The following is an 18,103-nucleotide window of genomic DNA, read 5'->3' on the forward strand; positions in this document are numbered from 1 at the left end:
CAGTTCCTTCGCCTGCGCCTGCAGCGCGGCGGCGGCCATGCGCCACGGCTCGCGCGCGGCGGCGTCCCCCCCTGGCAGGGCCAGCGGGCGCAAATGGCCCAGCCGGCGCCAGGCGGCGCCGTCGACCAGCAGCAGCTCGCCGCCCCAGGCGGCGCCGTCGCTGCCGTAGCCGACGCCGTCAAGCGCCAGGCCGATCAGCGGTTCGCGCAGGCCGTGTTCGGCGGCCAGCGCGCCGATGTGGGCGTGGTGGTGTTGCACCGCGATGGCCGGCACGTCCAGCCGGGCGGCCAGCTCGCCGGCCAGCCGGGTGCTGTAGAAATCGGGATGCAGGTCGTGCGCGATGGCGGCCGGCGGCGCCCCCGCCCGCGCCAGCGCGGCCGCCGACGCGGCCAGCGCGGCGCAGTTGTCCGGATCGTCCAGGTCGCCGTGCGGCGCGCTCCAGCGGACGCCGTCCCGGTCCAGCAGGCAGGCGGCGTTCTTGAGCCAGGCGCCGCAGGCCAGGACGGCCAGGCCGGCGCCGGCGCCGTCGGCCGGCAGCGCCTGGTGCCTCATGGCGCGCTCCCGGCCGAAGCCGGCGGCGCGCCCAGCCGCGCGCGCGCGCCGTCGAGCCAGTCCAGCCAGGCGTCCATGCCCTGCCCGCCCGTGGCCGACAGTTCGATGACGGCGATGCCCGGATTGACCCGGCGCGCGAAGGCGACGCAGGCGGCGACGTCGAATTGCAGGTAGGGCAGCAAGTCGGTCTTGTTCAGTATCATCAAGGTGGCGGCGGCGAACATGTCGGGGTATTTGAGCGGCTTGTCCTCGCCCTCGGTCACCGACAGGATGACCACCTTGGCCGCCTCGCCCAGGTCCCACATGGCCGGGCAGACCAGGTTGCCGACGTTCTCGATGAACAGCACGCCCCCCTGCCCGGCGCCGCCATGCTCGTCATGGCTGTGCAGCGGCAGCGCGCCGAAGGCCTGGCCGACCATCAGCGCGTCGAGATGGCAGCCCTTGCCGGTGTTGACCTGGATCGCCGGCGCGCCGCTGGCGCGGATGCGGTCGGCGTCGTGGCTGGTCTGCTGGTCGCCCTCGATGACGGCCACCGCCAGGTCCGCGCGGCGCGCGCGCAGCGCGGCGATGGTGGCGCACAGCAGCGTGGTCTTGCCGGAGCCGGGACTGGAGACCAGGTTCAGCGCCAGGATGCCGTGGCCGGTGAAATGGGCGCGGTTGGCGCGCGCATGGCGGTTGTTTTCGCCCAACACGTCCTGCTCGATGCGGATCGCGCGCGCCTGGCTGATGCCGGGCACCGAGGCGCCGGCCGCGCCGGCGCCGAAGTGCAGGTCGCCGCTGGCCGGATCGGCCGCGACATGCTCGTGCGAATGCTCATGCGGATGCTCGTGAGGGTGGTGGTGATGGTGCTGGCCGTGCGCATGGCCCGGAAGGTGGCGCGTGTAGGCGATGTCACCCTTCTGCTTCGTATCGCCGCAACCGCAAATGACACACATGGCTGGTCTCCCGCTATGATTTGATTGTTATCGTTATTTAATCGTCGACCAGCATGTCGACGATGCGCAAGGCGTCGCCGCCGGTGGCCTGCAACTGCCAGGTGCCGCAGCGCGGACAAGGCTGGCCGCGCGCCGTGATCGCCACCGTCGCCGCGCAGGGCATGCACCAGGCGCTGGCCGGCGGCGTGCCGATCTCGATGCGCGCGCCGGCCAGCACCGTGCCGGGCGCGATCGCCTCCAGCGCGAAGCGCAGCGCCCGCACTTCGACGCCGGCCAGCGCGCCGGCCTCGAGCCGCAGCAGCGTGACGCGCGCGAACGCCTCGCGCCGCGCCGCTTCCTCGACGATGTTCATGATGCCGCCGGCCAGGCTCAGTTCATGCATGGGCAAACTCGATCTCAAAAGTGACGCACGGGTCGAACGCGGCGGCCAGCACGCCGACGCGGCGCGCGGTCGCCGCCCGCGCGCCGGCGTTTCCGCCCGACGGCATGGCCGCCAGCGCGTCCGCCACCACCCCGCGCGGGTGGAAATTCCAGTCGGTGGGGGCCAGCACGTGGTAATCGCCTATCGTCGGCCGCGCGCCATCGAGCTCCAGCCGCACCCGGTGGCACAACACGCCGCGCGCCATTTCGGTCCAGGCCAGCGCCTCGCCGTCCCCCAGCCACAGCGCGCCGCTGGCCAGCGCCGCGCCGTCCGCCTGCTCCGCCCCCGGCCCATACTCGGCCAGCCGGCACACCTCGGCCAGGCGCGCGCCCATGCGCAGCCAGGCGCTGTCCGGCGCGCCCTGGTCCCCGCCTGCTTCCTCGCCGAGCCGGGTCCAGCACCCCGTCTCGCAGGCGGCGCCGCTGTCGCCGGCCACGTATTCGAGCCCGGCGCCGTCCGCCATGCGCGCGGCCAGCGCGCGCATGCCGGCCTCGCCGGCCTGGGCCCGCAACGGCGGCCACGCCGGGCCGACCGCCATGGCGTCGTCGCGCACGGCGCGCATCAAGCGGGCCGGCAGCGCCCGGGCCTGCCCGCTCCAGCGTCCCAGCCAGCCGGCGCGATCGGCGCGCCAGCCCGCCAGCCACGGCGCCACCGGGCCGCCCAGCAATTCGCGCCCGATCCACTCGCGCACGGCGGCCCCGTCACCCCCATTGTGCGCCATTGCGGCCGCGCCGAACAGGGGGCAGGTGCGCAGGGCGGCGGCGGCACCGTCTGCGGGCTGGCCCAGCAGGCGTGGCCAATCGATCAACAGCCGCCGCACGTGCTCGCGCAAGGTCTCGGCGGCCAGCGCTGCGCGCTGCGGCGCCAAGCCGGCCGCACCGGTGCCGCCCCCGCCGGCCATGGCCGTGGCCACGGCCAGCCCGGCGGTGACGCGGTGCGCCTGGCCGCACAGGGCGAACAGGCGCGGCAGCATCAGCATGGCCTCGTCCGCCGGCCTGCCGCGCAGCAGCGCCCCGGCCAGCGGCACGCGGGTGTCGCCGACGGCCGCGCGGCCCCGTCCCGGGCGCAATATCAGCGCGCCGGACCAGGCCGGGCCGGCGGCGCCACTCATGGCCGCTGCCCCGCCGCCACGCGGCCGGTCAGGAAGCCGCGCCGGCCGGGCCGGGGTTGCGCCGCCAGCCGCGCCTGGATTTCGCGCTCGGCGCCGCGCAGCGCCCGCAACACTTCGACGGCGGTGGCGTGCGCCGCCGCCTGGCCGGCGAATGCGAACATCGGCGAAAACAGCGAGCACATTTCGTAGGCGCCGAAGCCGGCTTCGCGGGCGCCGATGAAGTCGAAGCGCGCGCCGCCGACGCGGTGCGGACGCGACTGGCCCGGCGGCGCGCAGGCCCCTCCAGGCGCCGGCAACAGAATCAGGTTCATGAACCAGGGCGTCAGCAGCACCCCCAGCGCCGCCGGCGCGCCGTCGGCGTCCTCGCAGGGTTCGAAGCCGACCGCCTCGACCCGCAGGTCCGGGTGCATGACCGGCAGCCCGGCCATGCGGGTGGCGCCGATGCGTTCAAAGCACAGGCGCAGCGCGGCCGTGCGCGCCGCCAGCGTAGCGGCCGTGGCGGCGATGTCGGCGCCGCTCATGGCGCCAGCACCATGAACTGCTCGGCTGCGCCGTCGCACTCGGGGCAGCGCCAATGGGCCGGCAAGGCCGCGAACGGCGTGCCGGGCGCGACCTGCCAGACCGGGTCGCCGTGCGCCGGATCGTAGACCCACCAGCAAATCTTGCATTCGAGCCGGGTCAGCGGCGCCAGCTTGCCGGCGTCGCCCATGTAGCTGCCCTCGAAGCCGGAGAACGCGGCCGCCTCCTGTTGCGCGCCGCTCATGCGCCCTCCACCCAGTCGAGCACTTCGCGCAGGCGCTCGCACGAGTCGAGCAAGTCCTCGCGCGCCGCGCAGGCCACCTCCGGGATGTCGGTCACCTCCACCGTGTTGAGCAGGATGGTGTCGGACGAGTTGTAGTAGACCACGCGCCAGCAGTTCGGCACCAGCGTGCTGAGGATGCGGCAATTGCCGTAGCCGCGCGACAGGATCAGCACGCAGCCGCCCATCAGTTGCCGCTCCAGCAGGGCCACGTCCCCGGGCGACAGCGGCAACAGGCTCAGGTTGATGGCGCGGGCCGCCTCGCCGGGCCGCCACGCCGCCAGGTACTGGTTCAATTCGGCCAGCAGCGGCGGCGCGTTCATGATGCCGGCCGGCGGCGGGTCCGGCAGGGCCAGCGCCTCGCCGCCGACCGCGCCCGCGCGCGCGGCCGATATCAGCACCGGCGGCACCGGGCCGATGTCGACCTGGTCGGCCGTGACGCGGCCGTCGACGCTGGTGACGGTGCGCCAGATGCCGGCGAAGATCGCTTCCTGGATGCGGATCGAGCTGCCGTCCCCGGGCTCGGCCCGGGCGCTGACCTCGCCTTCGCCCAGCACCTGGTTGATCAGCGCCAGGTTGGCCTGGTCCAGCGCCAGCAGGTCGACCGGCGCCGGCGCGGCGCCGCCGGCCGCGGCCGTGACGGCGGCCTCGATCGCCCGCAGCGCCCGGTGCGCGGCCGTCAGCCCCGCCAGGTGCCCGGGCTCGGGCAGGATCGGCATGGCATAGGTTTGCATGCCCTGGGGCATGACCAGATAGTCCAGCTCCACTTCCTCGCTCTGGCTGCCCGCGCCCAGCGCGACCACCGGCACCGGGAACGGCCGCGCGCCTGTTTTGTCTCTGATGATTTCCATGCTGTCTCCTCGTGCGCCGCCGGCGGCGGCATCGTGAATGGCGGGCTAGTGGCAGGCGCCGGCGCCCGCCGCGACCACCGGGATGCCGACGCCGGGCACGCGCGAGACGGGCAGCCGCAGCGCGTGCTCGACCTCGCGCACATAGTCGTCCCAGTCCAGCATGCCGGCCACGGTGGCGACGTAGCGGCCGCCGCGCAGGAACACCAGCGCCGGACGCCGCGCGACGCCGTAGCGCCGCGCCAGCGCGTCCTCGCAATCGCTCTCGGCCAGCGCGATGCGGAACGGCACCGAGCAGGCCCGTTGCAGCTCGGGCAGCACCACCGCCACGTCCAGGCACTCGGGAAAGCGCACCGGGTCGCCGGCGATGAACAGCACGCAGTCGCCGTCGCGCGCCAGGAACGGCTCGGACGGCGTGTCGCGCACCCAGGCCGCGCCATGCTGGCGCACCAGGCGCTGCATCAGCGGCGGCGTGCCCGCCACGCTGTGCGGCGCCGGCACTTGCAACATCGATGTTTCGGTGGTCATATCGGACTCCCTGTCAGTGATTCGGATGGTTCGGGTGGTTCGGGTGGCGCGGCCAGGCGGCCGCCCGCGCCCGGCGGCGCCACGCTGGACGGCAGCACGAACGGCGCGGCGGCGCCGGCGTGGCCGCCGCCCATGGCCTGCTCGAGCAGATCGAGCACGGCGTCGATCTCGCCGGCCCGCCCGGCCGAAATGCGTTCGCGCGCGTCGTCGAGAAAGGTCAGCAGCCACTCGCCGGGCGCGCAATCGCCCACCAGCAGCGTGGAAATGGCGCGCCGGCCGGCGCGGCCGGCGCACCATGCCGTGCCGGACGCGGCGCTCTCGACGCGCATGGGGATGCCCAGGCACATGTCACGCCCCCTCTTGCGGCGGCATGAAGCGCTCGTCGCCGGTGCGGCACGCCAGCCGCGCCGACGGCCGCTCCGCCTCGTAGCGCTCCAGCGCCAGGTGCGGCAGCGTGATCGCCTCGTCCGGCGCCAGCGGCGCGCGGCGCCGCGCCGGCGCCGCGCCCCAGCGCCGCAGGTACGCCAGCCCGAGCCGCACGGCCGGCGCCAGCGCCGCCTTGACGGCCGGGCGCAGGCTGCCGCCGTAATCGTCGATCGCGCACGGCTGGCAACCGATCAGCACCACCTGGCGCGGATAGCGGCCGGTCAGCTCGGCCAGCGCCAGCACTTCCTGGAAGCCGGTCTGGTGCAGGCTCATCTTCTTGGCGCCCATGAATTTCGGCACGTCGGCGTCCTCGACCACTTTCAGGGCGCCCGCCGCCAGGCCATAGTCGACGGCGTCGAAGATCAGCAGGCAGTCGGCGCCCTGCACGTGCTGGATCAGGTACAGGCCCTGGGTGCCGCCGTCGATCAGCCGCACGTGCGGCGCGAACCGGTAGCGCCGCTGCAGCAGCTCGGCGCAGCGCACGCCGAAGCCCTCGTCGGCCCACAAGAGGTTGCCGATGCCGAGCACCACGATCGCGCCGGGGCCGTCCTCCGGCGCGCTCATGGCTCGCCCTTGAAGGTGCGGTAGCCGGAGATCATGGTGCTGACCACGCTGCTGCGGCCCATGATGTCCTCGCGGATGGCGGCGTACACGTGCAGGATGATGAACACGATCAGCACCCACATGCCCAGATGGTGCCAGGTGTGCACGTCCTGGGACTGCCCCATCAGCGGGACGACCCAGCCGAACAGCCGGTCGGCCCAGGAGCCGCGTTGCTGGCCCTCGGCGTACATGGCGAAGCCGGTCAGCACCATGAACACCGAGGTCAGGAAGAACATGAAAAACATCGCGAAGCGCGCCAGCGGGTTGTGGCCCACGTAGCGCCCGGGCGCCGACCGCGCAAAGCCGTACCACTGGATCATGCTCCAGACCTCGACCCAGTAGGCCCGGGTGAGCAGCGGCACCCAGAACATTTCGCGCGCGTGGCCGTTACCGACGCAAGCCCAGTAGATCCGCGCCAGCAGCCCGATGGCGAACACGTAGGCCGAGGCGAAATGGACGAAGCGGATATAGCCCATCAGGAAATGCGCGCTGGCCTCGCCCGGTTGCGTCGGCGGCGGGCTGCCGATGAAATAGCCGGTCACGCACAGCAGCACGACCGCCAGCACGTTGATCCAGTGCCAGATCCGCACCGGCGCCTCGTAGACATAGACCGACTTGACCGACGCCGCGTGCGCCACCTTGCGCGTGACCTGCTCGGCGTCGAAATCGTCCGCTATTGGGGTAGACATGTTTGCTCCTTCTCCGGTGGTGGGCGGGCCGTCAACGCACGGTGACCTTGGTCAGTTCCTGGCCGTCCGGGCTCATGACGTGGGTCGAGCACGCCATGCAGGGATCGAACGAATGCAGGGTGCGCAGGATTTCGACCGGCTGCTCGGGATTGGCCATCGGCGTGTTCATCAGCGACGCCTCGAAGGCGCCGATCTGCCCCTGGGCGTCGCGCGGGCCGGCGTTCCAGGTGCTGGGCACCACGCACTGGTAGTTTTCGATCTTGCCATCCTTGATCCTGATCCAGTGTCCCAGCGCGCCGCGCGGCGCGGCCACCGTGCCGACGCCGTGCGCCTCCTTGGGCCAGGTGGCCGGATCCCACTTCTCGACGTTGGCCGTGCTGGTGTCGCCGGCCTTGATGTTGGCCATCATTTCGTTGAAGTCGTCCTGCATCATCTCGGCGCACAGCAGCGACTCGAGCGCGCGCGCCAGCGTGCGGCCGATGGTGGTCGGCAGCAGCTGCTTGACCGTGTAGTCGGTCGGCTTGAGGCCGAGCGCCTTGGGGATGTCGACGTTGATCGCCTGCGCCGCCTCGTCCACCTGGCGCTTGATGGCGGCGGCGCCGGCGTGCCCGGGGTCCTTGAGCGCGTGCGCGTAGCCGAGGATGTAGCGCGCCAGCGGACCGACCTCCATCGCGTGGCCGCGCCAGCGCGGCGACTTGACCCAGGAGTATTTCGCCTCTTCGTCGATCTGCTCGATCGCCGTGCGCGTGCCCTTGGTCTTGGGCCCGAGCCGGTAGTCCGGCTCGGTCACGCCGTCCCAGGGATGCAGGCCCTTGCTGTCGTCGGCGTACTTGTACCACGCGTGGGCGACGAATTCCTGCACCTGCTCGGGATCGCGCGGATCGACCGGGAAGATCCGGTCCCAGTCGCCGTTGATGATGGCGCCGCCCGGCATCTGGTTGGTGCTCTCGTCGTAGTTGACCTTGGGGTAGGCCCCATAGTCGAACACATTGGTGGCCGACAGGCCGCCGCCGAACAGCCAGCCGGCGTCCTTGTAGATGGCGCCGATGGCCAGCACGTCGGGGATGTAGACATTGCGGCAGAACTCGATCGCCTCCTCGATGCGGGCCTTGACGAAATTGAGGCGCTCCATGTTCAGCGGCGCCCCGGCCGCGCCGTTGCCGTCGATGTTGATCGCGCACGGCACCCCGCCGACCAGGTAGTTCGGGTGCGGGTTCTTGCCGCCGAAGATGGTGTGGATCTTGACCCACTCCTTCTGCAGGTCGAGCGCCTCGAGGTAGTGCGCCAGCGCCATCAGGTTGGCCTCCGGCGGCAGCTTATAGGCCGGGTTGCCCCAGTAGCCGTTCTTGAACGGCCCCAGCTGGCCGCTCTCGACGAACTTCTTGATGCGGTTCTGGATGTCGCGGAAGTAGCCCGGCGACGACGTCGGATGCGACGGCGACACCGTCTGCTGCAACGTCGACGTGGCCTTGGGGTCGGCCTTCAGGGCCGACATGATGTCGACCCAGTCGAGCGCGTGCAGGTGGTAGAAGTGCACCACGTGGTCGTGGATCTGCAGCGTCTTGGCCATGATCTCGCGGATCAGGTGGGCGTTCTTGGGCACCTTGATGCCCAGCGCGTCCTCCACCGCGCGCACCGACGCCAGCGCGTGGCAGCCGGTGCACACGCCGCAGATGCGCTCGACGAAGGCCCAGGCGTCGCGCGGGTCGCGGCCCTTCAATATCACCTCCAGGCCGCGCCACATGGTACCGGTGGAGACGGCGTTGCGGATCACGTTGTCGGCGTCGAGGTTGACCTCGACGCGCATGTGGCCTTCGATGCGGGTGACCGGATCGACGACGATGCGCCGTCCGGTGCTGTTCATTTTATAGCCCTGGGTCTCGTAGTTCGGCATGTTCTATCCTAGGTCCGGTGCTGCCGGGATCAGTCGCGCTCGGTGGCGGCGTGTTTGTGGGAGGCGCGCTGGATCGCCGAGACGGCCGCGTGGGCCACCACGGCGGCGCCGGCCACGGTGGCCGCGCCGGCGCCGATCTGGTCGGCGTTCGCTTCGACGCCGAACTGGTGGATGTCGGTCAGCCGGTTGTAGAACGAGCCCTTGTCCCAGAAGCCGTCCTCGGAACAGCCGATGCAGCCGTGGCCGGACTGGATCGGGAAGCTGGTGCCCTCGTTCCAGCGGGTGGTCGAACAGGCGTTGTAGGTGGTCGGCCCCTTGCAGCCGACCTTGTACAGGCAGTGGCCCTTGCGCGCGCCCTCGTCATCCCACTCCTCGACGAACTGGCCGGCGTCGAAGTGCGGGCGGCGGTAGCATTTGTCGTGGATGCGCTGGCTGTAGAACATCTTCGGCCGGCCCTGACGGTCCAGTTCCGGGATCTTGTCGAAGGTGAGCATGTAGGTGATCACCCCCGTCATGACCTCGGCGATCGGCGGGCAGCCGGGCACCTTGATGATGGGCTTGTCGAGGATCACCTTGTGGATCGGCGTGGCCTGGGTCGGATTGGGTTTGGCCGCCTGCACGCAGCCCCACGACGCGCACGAGCCCCAGGAGATGATGGCCTTGGCGTCCTTGGCCACGTGGCGCAGCTGCTCGATGAACGGGCGCCCGCCGATGATGCAGCTCATGCCGTCCTGGTTCAGCGGCGGATTGCCCTCGACGGCGAGGATGTAGTTGCCCTTGTACTTGGTCATGATCTCCTCGAGGATGGCCTCGGCCTGGTGCCCGGCGGCCGACATCAGCGTGTCGTCGTAGTCGAGCGAGATCATCGACAGCACCACGTCCTTGGCCAGCGGATGGGCCGAGCGGATGAACGATTCGGAGCAGCAGGTGCATTCCAGGCCGTGCAGCCACAGCACCGGGGTGCGCGGCTTGGTCTCCATGGCGTGGGCGATCTGCGGCACGAACGCGGGCCCCAGGCCCAGCGAGGTGGCCGTCAGCGAACAATATTTGAGGAAGCTGCGGCGCGAAATGCCTTGGCGCCGCATGACTTCATAGAACGTCTCGATCATGGGGAATCTCCTCCGGTTGGTCTTCTTTTTTTGAAATGACGAGAAACGCGCGCGGGCTAGGCGGCGATGAGCAGCGCGCCGCCGCCGGCCAGCAGCAGTCCGCCGGCGCGCAGCCAGTGTCCGCGTCCGGCCAGCGCGCCGGCTGCCGCCAGGCCGCCGGCGTGCAGCAGTGCCGTCGACGACAGCGCGCCGATGGCGAACGCCAGGGTCGACGGTTGAACCGGCAAGCCGGCGCAATGGGCCGCGCCATGGGCCAGCGCGAAGACGCCGACGCACACGGCGGCAAAGAAGGTGGAGGTGGGGCCGGCGCGGGCGATCAGCAGGCCCAGCGCCAAAACCGACCAGGTGGCGATTTCCTCGTGCAGCGGCAGCACGAGGCCGGCCAGCGCGGCCGCCATGCCCAGCGCCATGGCGGCGACGAAGGTACACGGGAGCACCATCCGCGCCCGGCCGGCCGGGCTGGCGGCCCCCAGGCGGGCGGCCCACCACCCCACGCCGGCGGCGGCCAGCAGATGGTCGAGGCCCTGCCAGGGGTGGACGATGCCGTCCAGAGCGCCCAGCGTGTGGCCCGGGTGGGCCTGGACGATGCCGCTGACGCATAGAAATGCTACGCCCAGCGCATAGCGCCGTAACGGATGGTTCATAAAGGTCTCCTGGTTTATTTTTTATATTTGATACTGCTGCACACTACGGCTCTGCAAGGAGCATGCCACCGGGAACCACGCCGGGCGCGGCCCGAAAACCGGGCACGCGGCGGCAACCAGGCTGGCGGTTCGGCCAACGAGGTGGAAGGTTTGCTTACAGCGGGGTTTGTGCGGCAGTTCGCGGGCGACGCCAGGACCGACCGTTGTCAGAACAAGTGGTTGATACCGGTGGAGACCACGGTTTGACGCGTTTGCGCGGCCGACAGGACCTGTTTGCCGTCGAAGCGCGTACGATCGACGGCCGCATACAGGCTGGAGCGCTTCGACAGCGCATAGTACGACGTCAAAATCAGCGTGCCGCGCTTGCCGGCCATGCCCGCCGTGTCGGTCTTGTACCGGTAGTACGCGCTGCCAACTTTCACCAGGGGGGAAACCTGGTACTCGCCGCCCAGCCACACATACCTGGACCTGGTGTCCAGCGCCCCCGTCTCCTGCCTTTCGTCGGCGTAACCGACGGCGACGCGCAGCACGTCCCCGCTGTAGGCGCCGCCGACGGTGGCGTGGCTGTTTTCGCGGTACGCGGCGGCGACCGGAAGCATGCGCCGGGTATAGGCGCCACCCAATGCCAGGCTGCCCAGGCTATAGCTGGCGCCGATGGCTTTCGCGCTACCGTTATTCGTGCTTCCCGCCTGCTCGCCGGCAGCATACCCTGCCCTTACCGTCACCGGGCCGAACGTGCCGCCGTACTGGACGTCATTATTGAACCGGAAGCCCGCCGACGCCGCGACGGCATAGGTGCTCAACGGGAAACGGAATCCCAGCGGTTCGTAGAGCGCGATGGTCTTGGCCGCGATCGTGTATTGCCGTCCCACATCGATCGTGCCAAAGGCGCCGCCCACACCGACGATCGCGGTGCGGTTGAACAGCACGTTGGGCACGTCGAGGGCGCCGGTTCCGTTAATGAATCCGCTCTCCAGCGCGAAGTGGGCGTTGTAGCCGCCGCCGAGATCTTCCACGCCCTTGAAGCCCAGGCGGTTGGACATCGACGTGCCGTTCGACGTCATCGTGAGTTTGCCGTTACCGGCGGCGTCGGTATTTGTCGCGTACCGGATACCGCCATCGATGGACCCATACACTGTCATTGCCGACTGTGCGGATGCCTGCCCAACAGCGCCAACCGCGCCCAGCAAACCCGCCAGCACAAACGATCGCTTCATTTTTTGTCTCCTTTTCTTAAATACATTGAATAAAAATATTTCAGGCATTCCGTCGATGCGGATACGCCAACGCTCATGTTTCCCAACCCTACGGGCGTGCGCCGTCCTGCCGGCTTTACCGGCACAAGATTAAAAATCAGGCGAGCGGCGTCCGCGTCAACAGCTTGTTGAACGCGGTACCGTGACAAACAGGGAGTTGTGGCGCGCCGAACAGCGATTGGTGCCGGCGGTTCGGCCGCTTATTTCGTGGTGAAGCCGCTGAGCCAGTTCAAATTGCTGTCGAGCTGCCAGTTTTGGGTTCCGCTCTTCCAACCGAAGTCGAGCGATAATCCACTGCCATAGCAGTCGCCCGACTGGCGCATATAACAATGGTCGGCGGAGAGATCCGCGACCTGGGAATTTTTCACGATCAGCCAGCCGCTGTTATTGGCGGCGTGGCAACCATACGCGGACGTACCGCAATGCATGCCGGTCAGTTCCTGCAATTGGCTACGTGCCGCCGCCGCTGTTCCGCCGTTGAAGTTATCTTTCTCGCCGTTCACCGCGAGCAAGCGGTCGCTCGGCAAGCTGCGATTGCCGTTGGCAACGCACGCACGAAGATCGTAATTCGTATACTGCACGCCCGCACCAATGGCATACGCCGCCTGGACCCGGGCATCGTAGTTTTTCGCCAGGATAGCCATAATGGAACCCTGGCTGAAACCGGCCACCACGATACCCTTGGAACAGTCGGCCTTGTCGCGCGTGCAAAGCTGGCTGATCGCGCTTGCCGCGCTATTGGGATTGAAGGCGCAACGGGCTTTGGCGCCGATGGCGGAGCATGTTCCAAAGGTGCTGCTCGCATATTCTATGGTCGCCGCGACATAGCCCTTTCCGGCCATGCGCTTGACCGCCTCCGTCGCCGAGGCGTTGTTGTGCGCCTCATAGGTGCCGACCATATACACAAACACGGGATACTTGCCCGCCGTGCCGGGCTCCATGCCCGAAATGTCGTAGCTGCTGTTACAGGCGCCGCCGCCATAGCCGGCACCGGTATAGCTTGCCGTGAAAGCGCTCTGTGCCATCACCGCGCCGCATAACACCGACGCGCACACGGCGCCTGCCGCCCGCAAGGCGCGCAAAATCTTGGTTTTCATTGTTTGTCTCCATCATTGTTAGTCGTTCGGAAGAAGTAAGGAAATACTGCTTCGTTGACCGATCCGGGGCTCTTGTATGGCCGCAATGAGATCGGTCGACTGGCGTCCTGGCTACGTCCAGGCGTCGGGAACTCTATTTTTTGTAGATGCCGGCCGCGATAAACACGTCATCGATCCGTTCGATGTAGGTGGTTTTAGCGTCCAGGTCCTTGGTGAGGGGATTGGGCCATTTGTAATCGACCCAGCCGGAACCTTTGGTCTTCGCGAGCGCATACATTTCCTTGATGAATTCCTTGCCGTCGCCGTCGCGGAGTTCAAAAAGGTATTTATTAACGATCTTCGGATTGACGCCGTGCGCGATCTGCACTCCCTCGTTGGTCATGCTGTAGGCAAATACGTACAGGTCCTTCCGGACAAATTCTCCTTTCGGATCGTTAAAGGCGGCGATCGCTTTGTCCTTTCCATTCGCCTGGTAGAACGCTACCGCTTTTTTTACCAGCGCGACCGCTTCGGCCGCGGTTGCCTTTTCCGGCGCGGCGAACGCTGTCGCAGCGCACAGGCTGACAAGGCACGCCAGCACCAGGTTTTTCACCAACTTCACCATGAGATTCTCCATCGTTAAATAACAATATCCCGATAAGCAATGTATGCAGCCTTGGCAGTGAACCGTCTGTGGCTCGGCCTCCTTTCTTGAGATTGGGAAGCGTGTAGGTCGCCGCGCTACTTCGCCAGGAACGCGCGGATCGCGTCCCCGGCTTTGGCGATATCGCTGATGCCGGCCAGGTGGCCGCCCGGCGCATCGATTTCCACATAGTCCGCCGGCGTGCCGTTGGCATTCAGCTTCGCCGCTTCCGCCTTGGCGTCGGCCGGCGGGAACAGCAGGTCGGTGCGCGCTTGCACCACCAGCGTTTTTGCGCGGATTTTTTTCAGCCCGGGATCAACGGCACTGCCGGCAGTGCCGGCGATAAAGAGCTGGTTCGCCTTGGTCATGTACAGCATATGGTTGGCGTCGGTCGTCGCCCTGGCGCGCGCCATGCCGGCGTCCTTCAAGACCTTCTCGACCAGAAAGGTATTGCGGTAGTCGTCGAGCGGATTTTTGCCGTCGACCGCCCACTTGTGGGCGAACGCGGCGGCCGCGTACTCCGGGTGGCGCGCCCCGACCACGACATTGAAGAACGCCTGGGCGACACCATTCAACGGTTCGGGGCCGCCGTAGTAGTCGCCATTGTTCCAGTTCTGGTCCACCCGTATCGGTCCGCTCCAGTTTTCAAGGGCGGCGATGGCATAGGCGCTCTGGCTGGCGGTGGCATCGACGGCAATGACGCGCTCGACCATCTCGGGATACCGGGCCGCCCACTCGTACGACTGCAGGCCGCCCATCGACACGCCGATCGACGCCTGGACTTTGCGCACGCCGAGCGTATCGAGCAGCGCTTTTTGCACACGTACGAAGTCGGGAATGGTCACCACCGGGAACGACAAGCCGTAGGGCTTGCCCGTGTCCGGATCGATGCTGGCGGGGCCGGTGGTGACCGTGACGCCGTCCTTGGAATTGAGGTTGACCAGTGAGTCGACACTGACAACGAAGTATTTATCGGTATCGATCGGCTTGCCCGCGCCGATGATGCCGTCCCAGTAGCCGGGCAGCTTGTCGTCGGCCTTGTACTTGCCCGCCACGTGGGAATTGGCCGAATAAAAATGCGGCACCACGATGACGTTGTCGCGGGCGGCGTTGAGCGTGCCGTAGCTCTCCCAGCCCACCCGCAGATCCTTGATCACCTTGCCGCCGACGGTGGTGTAGGCGGGCAGCGTAAAGACCTTCTTTTCCACCAGCCCGTCATAGGCGTGGGCGGCTGTGGCCACGCACAGCGACAGCGCGAGGGTTCCGATGGCGGCGTTGATCCGATACATGGTTGTCTCCTTAGGTGTCAGGCGGCGGGGACCGCCGGCGCGGGCTTGGCGCCGGTGCGTTGACGGGGCCAGGCCAGCAGTTCGCCGACGATGCCGCGCCGGAAGGCCAGCACGCAGATGATGAAGATCAGTCCGGTGACGATGGTGACCGACTCGCCGAGCGTGTTGAACCACGCGATCCCGGTGACGGACGCCAGCGCGGCGCCGACCTCGGCCAGCTTGTTCTCCAGCAAAAGGATCACCAGCGCGCCCACCACCGGGCCGGTCAGCGTGCCCAGGCCGCCGACCAGCGTCATCAGCACGACCAGGCCCGACATCGACCAGTGCACATCGGTCAAGGTGCCGAAGCCCAGCACCACGGCCTTGGTGGCGCCGGCCAGGCCGGCCAGCGCCGCCGACAGGACGAACGCGGTCAACTTGTATTTGTCCACGTCGTAACCGAGCGAGACCGCGCGCGGCTCGTTTTCCTTGACCGCCCTGAGCACCTGGCCGAACGGTGAATGCACCGTGCGCACGATCAGGGCAAAGCCGGCGACGAAGATCGCCAGGACCACGTAGTACATCGTCATGTCGTCGCCCAGGTCGAACGTCCCCAGCAGCCTGCCGCGCGGCACGCCCTGCAGGCCGTCCTCGCCGCCGGTGAACGGCATCTGCACGAACACGAAGAACAGCATCTGCGCCAGGGCCAGCGTGATCATGGTGAAGTAGATGCCCTGGCGGCGGATCGCCAGGCCGCCCATCAGCAGCCCGATCGCCGCCGCCACGGCGACGCCGGCGGCGATGCCGAGCTCGAACGGCAGTCCCCACGCTTTCAACGCGTGCCCGGCGACGTAGCCGGCGCCGCCAAAGAACGCCGCGTGCCCGAACGAGAGCAGGCCGGTGAAGCCGATCAGCAGGTTGAAGGCACAGGCGAACAAGGCGAAGCAGAGCAACTTCATCAGGAACACCGGGTAGACGACGAACGGCAGCGCCAAGGCCGCGACCAGCGCCGCCATATATCCAATTCTGTGGTTCATTTCATTTCCCCTTACTTTTCTTTACCGAACAGACCGGCTGGACGGATGACCAGGACGACCGCCATCACGATGAACACCACGGTGGCCGACAGTTCCGGATAAAACACCCGGGTCAGGCCTTCCAGCACGCCCAGCCCCAGTCCCGTGACGATCGATCCCATGATCGATCCCATGCCGCCGATCACCACCACCGCGAACACGGAAATGATCAGGTTCGATCCCATCAGCGGCGACACCTGGATCACCGGCGCGGCCAGCACGCCGGCCAGCGCGGCCAGGGCCACGCCGAAGCCGTAGGTCAGCGTCACCATCAACGGCACGTTGACGCCGAACGCTTCGACCAGCTTGGGGTTTTCCGTGCCGGCGCGCAGGTAGGCGCCGAGCTTGGTTCGTTCAATCACAAACCAGGTGGCCATGCAAACGGCCAGCGACGCGACCACCACCCATGCGCGGTAATTGGGCAGGTGCATGAAGCCGAGATCGGTGGCCCCCGCCAGCGCGTCCGGTACGGAAAAGGGCTGGCCGGACACCCCGTAGACGGAGCGGAACACCCCTTCCAGCAGCAGCGTGATGCCAAAGGTCAGCAGCAGGCCGTACAGGTGGTCCAGCTTGTAAAGCCAGCGCAGCATGGTTTTTTCGATGACGACGCCGAACGCGCCGACCAGCACGGGAGCGAGCACCAGCATCGCCCAGTAGTTCAGGCCGAAGTAATTCAGGCCCATCCACGCGAGGAAGGCGCCCACCATGTACATCGCGCCATGGGCGAAATTGATCACGTTGAGCAGGCCGAAAATGACCGCCAGGCCCAGCGAGAGCATGGCGTAGAAGGAGCCGTTGACCAGGCCCAGCAGCAGCTGGCTCAACATCGCTTGCAAGGGTATACCAAAGATTTCCATAAACGGTTTCAATAAAGGGGAACGGCACGGGACACAACGCGACAGCCGCATCAGGCACGGGAACTCCTGCCGACGCGGCGACCGCGTTCACTCGATGTGGGGCGGCAGGCGCATCACTTCCACAGGGTGCATTTGCTTTCGGCTTTGGTGCCGAAGGCCTGCTCTCCCGGGATGGTTTGCACCACCTTGTAGTAGTCCCATGGATACTTCGACTCGGTCTTCTTCTTGACTTCCATCAGGTACATGTCGTGCACCATGCGGCCATCGTCACGGATGACGCCGTTGCTGGTGAAGAAGTCGTTGATCCGGGTCTTCCTCATCTGCGCCATGACCTTGTCCGGGTTGTCGGTGCCCGCCGCCTTGACCGCGTTGAGGTAGTGCGCCGTGGCCGAATAGTCGGCCGCCTGCAGCAGCGATGGCATCTTCTTCATTTTGTCGAAGTAGCGCTTCGACCACTTGCGGGTGCCGTCGTTCAGGTCCCAGTACCAGCCATCGGTCAGGTACATGCCCTGGGTCAGGTCCAGGCCGAGCGAGTGCACGTCGTTGATGAACATCAGCAGGCCGGCCAGCTTCATGGTTTTGTTGACGCCGAACTCGTTGGCCGCCTTGATCGAATTGATGGTGTCGCCGCCGGCGTTGGCCAGCCCCAGGATCCTGGCCTTCGACGACTGCGCCTGCAGCAGGAAGGACGAAAAGTCCGAGGCCGACAGCGGGTGCTTGACGCTGCCGAGTATCTTGCCGCCGCTGGCTTTGACGACATCGGAGGTGCTCTTTTCCAGCGACGCGCCGAAGGCATAATCCGCCGTCAGGAAGAACCACTCCTTGCCGCCCTGCCTGACGATGGCCGACCCGGTCCCCTTTGCCAGGGCGACCGTATCGTAGGCGTAATGGACGGTGTAAGGCGTGCACTCCTCGTTGGTCAGGCGGGCGGTGGCCCCGCCTATGGCCATGTAGACCTTTTTCTTTTCGGCGGCGACCTTGGCCATCGCCAGGTTGGTGCCGGAATTGGTGCCGCCGATCAGCATGTCCACGCCATCCTTGTCGAACCATTCGCGCGCCTTGGAGGCGGCGATATCGGCCTTGTTCTGGTGGTCCGCCACGATAAATTCGATTTTTTTGCCGGCCAGCGCGCCGCCGAAGTCGGCGATGGCCATTTTCACGGCCTCGACGCCGCCGGCGCCATCGATGTCGGCGTAGACGCCGGACATGTCGGTGATCAGGCCGATCTTGACCACGTCCTGCGAGATTTGTGCCTGGGCGATGCCGGCCATTGCGGCCAGCGCGGCGCCGGCCGCCAGCGACATGGCGTTCCCGTTGCGTTTCATAATAGTCTCCTGTTTATTGTTGTGGTACTGCGTGTTGTGGCGC

General features: G+C 67.5%; 20 protein-coding genes and 1 pseudogene. All 21 read right to left on the minus strand.

Features of this window, described 5'->3' with window-relative positions; all coding sequences use genetic code 11:
* Window positions 1-552 (minus strand): annotated as a pseudogene (locus tag MRBLMU1_RS14245) (carbamoyltransferase HypF); the annotation flags it as partial.
* A complete protein-coding gene (hypB, locus tag MRBLMU1_RS14250; RefSeq protein WP_363502412.1) occupies window positions 549-1,487 on the minus strand; it encodes a hydrogenase nickel incorporation protein HypB in 939 nt (312 codons plus the stop codon). The gene hypB and the pseudogene MRBLMU1_RS14245, both read right to left, overlap by 4 nt.
* Before the next feature lie 37 nt (window positions 1,488-1,524).
* A complete protein-coding gene (locus MRBLMU1_RS14255; protein WP_363502414.1) occupies window positions 1,525-1,869 on the minus strand; it encodes a hydrogenase maturation nickel metallochaperone HypA in 345 nt (114 codons plus the stop codon).
* Window positions 1,862-3,019, minus strand: coding sequence for a hydrogenase maturation factor HoxV/HupK (locus MRBLMU1_RS14260; RefSeq protein WP_363502416.1), 1,158 nt, complete (start codon window positions 3,017-3,019; stop codon window positions 1,862-1,864). Before MRBLMU1_RS14260 ends, MRBLMU1_RS14255 begins: the two co-directional genes overlap by 8 nt.
* Window positions 3,016-3,540, minus strand: coding sequence for a [NiFe]-hydrogenase assembly chaperone HybE (gene hybE, locus MRBLMU1_RS14265; RefSeq protein ID WP_363502418.1), 525 nt, complete (start codon window positions 3,538-3,540; stop codon window positions 3,016-3,018). The genes MRBLMU1_RS14260 and hybE overlap by 4 nt, the downstream gene beginning before the upstream one ends.
* Window positions 3,537-3,782, minus strand: a complete 246-nt coding sequence (locus MRBLMU1_RS14270; protein WP_363502420.1) for a rubredoxin — start codon at window positions 3,780-3,782, stop codon at window positions 3,537-3,539. The genes hybE and MRBLMU1_RS14270 overlap by 4 nt, the downstream gene beginning before the upstream one ends.
* The gene (locus tag MRBLMU1_RS14275) at window positions 3,779-4,669 is read right to left on the minus strand and encodes a hydrogenase expression/formation protein (protein ID WP_363502422.1); all 891 of its coding nucleotides are present in this window, start codon (window positions 4,667-4,669) and stop codon (window positions 3,779-3,781) included. The genes MRBLMU1_RS14270 and MRBLMU1_RS14275 overlap by 4 nt, the downstream gene beginning before the upstream one ends.
* A 45-nt stretch (window positions 4,670-4,714) precedes the next feature.
* Window positions 4,715-5,194 carry a hydrogenase gene (locus MRBLMU1_RS14280; protein ID WP_363502424.1) on the minus strand — a complete coding sequence of 160 codons (480 nt, stop codon included), beginning with the start codon at window positions 5,192-5,194 and terminating at the stop codon, window positions 4,715-4,717.
* Window positions 5,191-5,541: a HypC/HybG/HupF family hydrogenase formation chaperone gene (locus MRBLMU1_RS14285; protein WP_363502426.1), complete on the minus strand. Its 351-nt coding sequence runs from the start codon at window positions 5,539-5,541 to the stop codon at window positions 5,191-5,193. Before MRBLMU1_RS14285 ends, MRBLMU1_RS14280 begins: the two co-directional genes overlap by 4 nt.
* Before the next feature lies 1 nt (window position 5,542).
* Window positions 5,543-6,184, minus strand: a complete 642-nt coding sequence (locus MRBLMU1_RS14290; RefSeq protein WP_363502428.1) for a HyaD/HybD family hydrogenase maturation endopeptidase — start codon at window positions 6,182-6,184, stop codon at window positions 5,543-5,545.
* Window positions 6,181-6,912, minus strand: a complete 732-nt coding sequence (cybH, locus tag MRBLMU1_RS14295; protein WP_363502430.1) for a Ni/Fe-hydrogenase, b-type cytochrome subunit — start codon at window positions 6,910-6,912, stop codon at window positions 6,181-6,183. The genes MRBLMU1_RS14290 and cybH overlap by 4 nt, the downstream gene beginning before the upstream one ends.
* Before the next feature lie 31 nt (window positions 6,913-6,943).
* Window positions 6,944-8,806, minus strand: a complete 1,863-nt coding sequence (locus tag MRBLMU1_RS14300) for a nickel-dependent hydrogenase large subunit (protein WP_363502432.1) — start codon at window positions 8,804-8,806, stop codon at window positions 6,944-6,946.
* Window positions 8,807-8,835: 29 nt separating this feature from the next.
* Window positions 8,836-9,915, minus strand: coding sequence for a hydrogenase small subunit (locus MRBLMU1_RS14305; RefSeq protein ID WP_363502434.1), 1,080 nt, complete (start codon window positions 9,913-9,915; stop codon window positions 8,836-8,838).
* 56 nt (window positions 9,916-9,971) lie between these two features.
* Window positions 9,972-10,559 (minus strand): HupE/UreJ family protein, encoded by a 588-nt coding sequence (locus MRBLMU1_RS14310; protein WP_363502436.1) that lies wholly within the window; start codon window positions 10,557-10,559, stop codon window positions 9,972-9,974.
* 206 nt (window positions 10,560-10,765) lie between these two features.
* Window positions 10,766-11,776 (minus strand): porin, encoded by a 1,011-nt coding sequence (locus tag MRBLMU1_RS14315; RefSeq protein ID WP_363502438.1) that lies wholly within the window; start codon window positions 11,774-11,776, stop codon window positions 10,766-10,768.
* A 239-nt stretch (window positions 11,777-12,015) separates the two neighbouring features.
* Window positions 12,016-12,912, minus strand: a complete 897-nt coding sequence (locus tag MRBLMU1_RS14320; RefSeq protein WP_363502440.1) for a hypothetical protein — start codon at window positions 12,910-12,912, stop codon at window positions 12,016-12,018.
* A 133-nt stretch (window positions 12,913-13,045) separates the two neighbouring features.
* Window positions 13,046-13,516 carry a cache domain-containing protein gene (locus MRBLMU1_RS14325; RefSeq protein WP_363502442.1) on the minus strand — a complete coding sequence of 157 codons (471 nt, stop codon included), beginning with the start codon at window positions 13,514-13,516 and terminating at the stop codon, window positions 13,046-13,048.
* Between the two features lie 116 nt (window positions 13,517-13,632).
* Complete coding sequence (locus tag MRBLMU1_RS14330) at window positions 13,633-14,823, minus strand: E22 family MetX-like putative esterase (protein WP_363502444.1); 1,191 nt, start codon at window positions 14,821-14,823, stop codon at window positions 13,633-13,635.
* Window positions 14,824-14,840: 17 nt separating this feature from the next.
* Window positions 14,841-15,839 carry a branched-chain amino acid ABC transporter permease gene (locus tag MRBLMU1_RS14335; RefSeq protein WP_363502446.1) on the minus strand — a complete coding sequence of 333 codons (999 nt, stop codon included), beginning with the start codon at window positions 15,837-15,839 and terminating at the stop codon, window positions 14,841-14,843.
* Between the two features lie 11 nt (window positions 15,840-15,850).
* Complete coding sequence (locus tag MRBLMU1_RS14340; RefSeq protein ID WP_363502448.1) at window positions 15,851-16,735, minus strand: branched-chain amino acid ABC transporter permease; 885 nt, start codon at window positions 16,733-16,735, stop codon at window positions 15,851-15,853.
* A 113-nt stretch (window positions 16,736-16,848) separates the two neighbouring features.
* Complete coding sequence (locus tag MRBLMU1_RS14345; protein ID WP_363502450.1) at window positions 16,849-18,060, minus strand: ABC transporter substrate-binding protein; 1,212 nt, start codon at window positions 18,058-18,060, stop codon at window positions 16,849-16,851.
* Window positions 18,061-18,103 lie beyond the last annotated feature (43 nt).

The organism is Burkholderia sp. LMU1-1-1.1 (assembly GCF_040675865.1).
Classification (GTDB): domain Bacteria; phylum Pseudomonadota; class Gammaproteobacteria; order Burkholderiales; family Burkholderiaceae_D; genus Rugamonas.

Bases quoted from the DNA above. Each gene is read 5' to 3' on its own strand.
- MRBLMU1_RS14325 (WP_363502442.1), bottom strand. From the start codon at position 13,516: ATGGTGAAGTTGGTGAAAAACCTGGTGCTGGCGTGCCTTGTCAGCCTG.
- MRBLMU1_RS14280 (WP_363502424.1), bottom strand. From the start codon at position 5,194: ATGACCACCGAAACATCGATGTTGCAAGTGCCGGCGCCGCACAGCGTG.
- MRBLMU1_RS14335 (WP_363502446.1), bottom strand. From the start codon at position 15,839: ATGAACCACAGAATTGGATATATGGCGGCGCTGGTCGCGGCCTTGGCG.
- MRBLMU1_RS14345 (WP_363502450.1), bottom strand. From the start codon at position 18,060: ATGAAACGCAACGGGAACGCCATGTCGCTGGCGGCCGGCGCCGCGCTG.
- MRBLMU1_RS14275 (WP_363502422.1), bottom strand. From the start codon at position 4,669: ATGGAAATCATCAGAGACAAAACAGGCGCGCGGCCGTTCCCGGTGCCG.
- MRBLMU1_RS14315 (WP_363502438.1), bottom strand. From the start codon at position 11,776: ATGAAGCGATCGTTTGTGCTGGCGGGTTTGCTGGGCGCGGTTGGCGCT.
- cybH (WP_363502430.1), bottom strand. From the start codon at position 6,912: ATGTCTACCCCAATAGCGGACGATTTCGACGCCGAGCAGGTCACGCGC.
- hybE (WP_363502418.1), bottom strand. From the start codon at position 3,540: ATGAGCGGCGCCGACATCGCCGCCACGGCCGCTACGCTGGCGGCGCGC.
- MRBLMU1_RS14320 (WP_363502440.1), bottom strand. From the start codon at position 12,912: ATGAAAACCAAGATTTTGCGCGCCTTGCGGGCGGCAGGCGCCGTGTGC.
- MRBLMU1_RS14285 (WP_363502426.1), bottom strand. From the start codon at position 5,541: ATGTGCCTGGGCATCCCCATGCGCGTCGAGAGCGCCGCGTCCGGCACG.
- MRBLMU1_RS14330 (WP_363502444.1), bottom strand. From the start codon at position 14,823: ATGTATCGGATCAACGCCGCCATCGGAACCCTCGCGCTGTCGCTGTGC.
- MRBLMU1_RS14290 (WP_363502428.1), bottom strand. From the start codon at position 6,184: ATGAGCGCGCCGGAGGACGGCCCCGGCGCGATCGTGGTGCTCGGCATC.
- MRBLMU1_RS14270 (WP_363502420.1), bottom strand. From the start codon at position 3,782: ATGAGCGGCGCGCAACAGGAGGCGGCCGCGTTCTCCGGCTTCGAGGGC.
- MRBLMU1_RS14305 (WP_363502434.1), bottom strand. From the start codon at position 9,915: ATGATCGAGACGTTCTATGAAGTCATGCGGCGCCAAGGCATTTCGCGC.
- hypB (WP_363502412.1), bottom strand. From the start codon at position 1,487: ATGTGTGTCATTTGCGGTTGCGGCGATACGAAGCAGAAGGGTGACATC.
- MRBLMU1_RS14340 (WP_363502448.1), bottom strand. From the start codon at position 16,735: ATGGAAATCTTTGGTATACCCTTGCAAGCGATGTTGAGCCAGCTGCTG.
- MRBLMU1_RS14255 (WP_363502414.1), bottom strand. From the start codon at position 1,869: ATGCATGAACTGAGCCTGGCCGGCGGCATCATGAACATCGTCGAGGAA.
- MRBLMU1_RS14310 (WP_363502436.1), bottom strand. From the start codon at position 10,559: ATGAACCATCCGTTACGGCGCTATGCGCTGGGCGTAGCATTTCTATGC.
- MRBLMU1_RS14260 (WP_363502416.1), bottom strand. From the start codon at position 3,019: ATGAGTGGCGCCGCCGGCCCGGCCTGGTCCGGCGCGCTGATATTGCGC.
- MRBLMU1_RS14300 (WP_363502432.1), bottom strand. From the start codon at position 8,806: ATGCCGAACTACGAGACCCAGGGCTATAAAATGAACAGCACCGGACGG.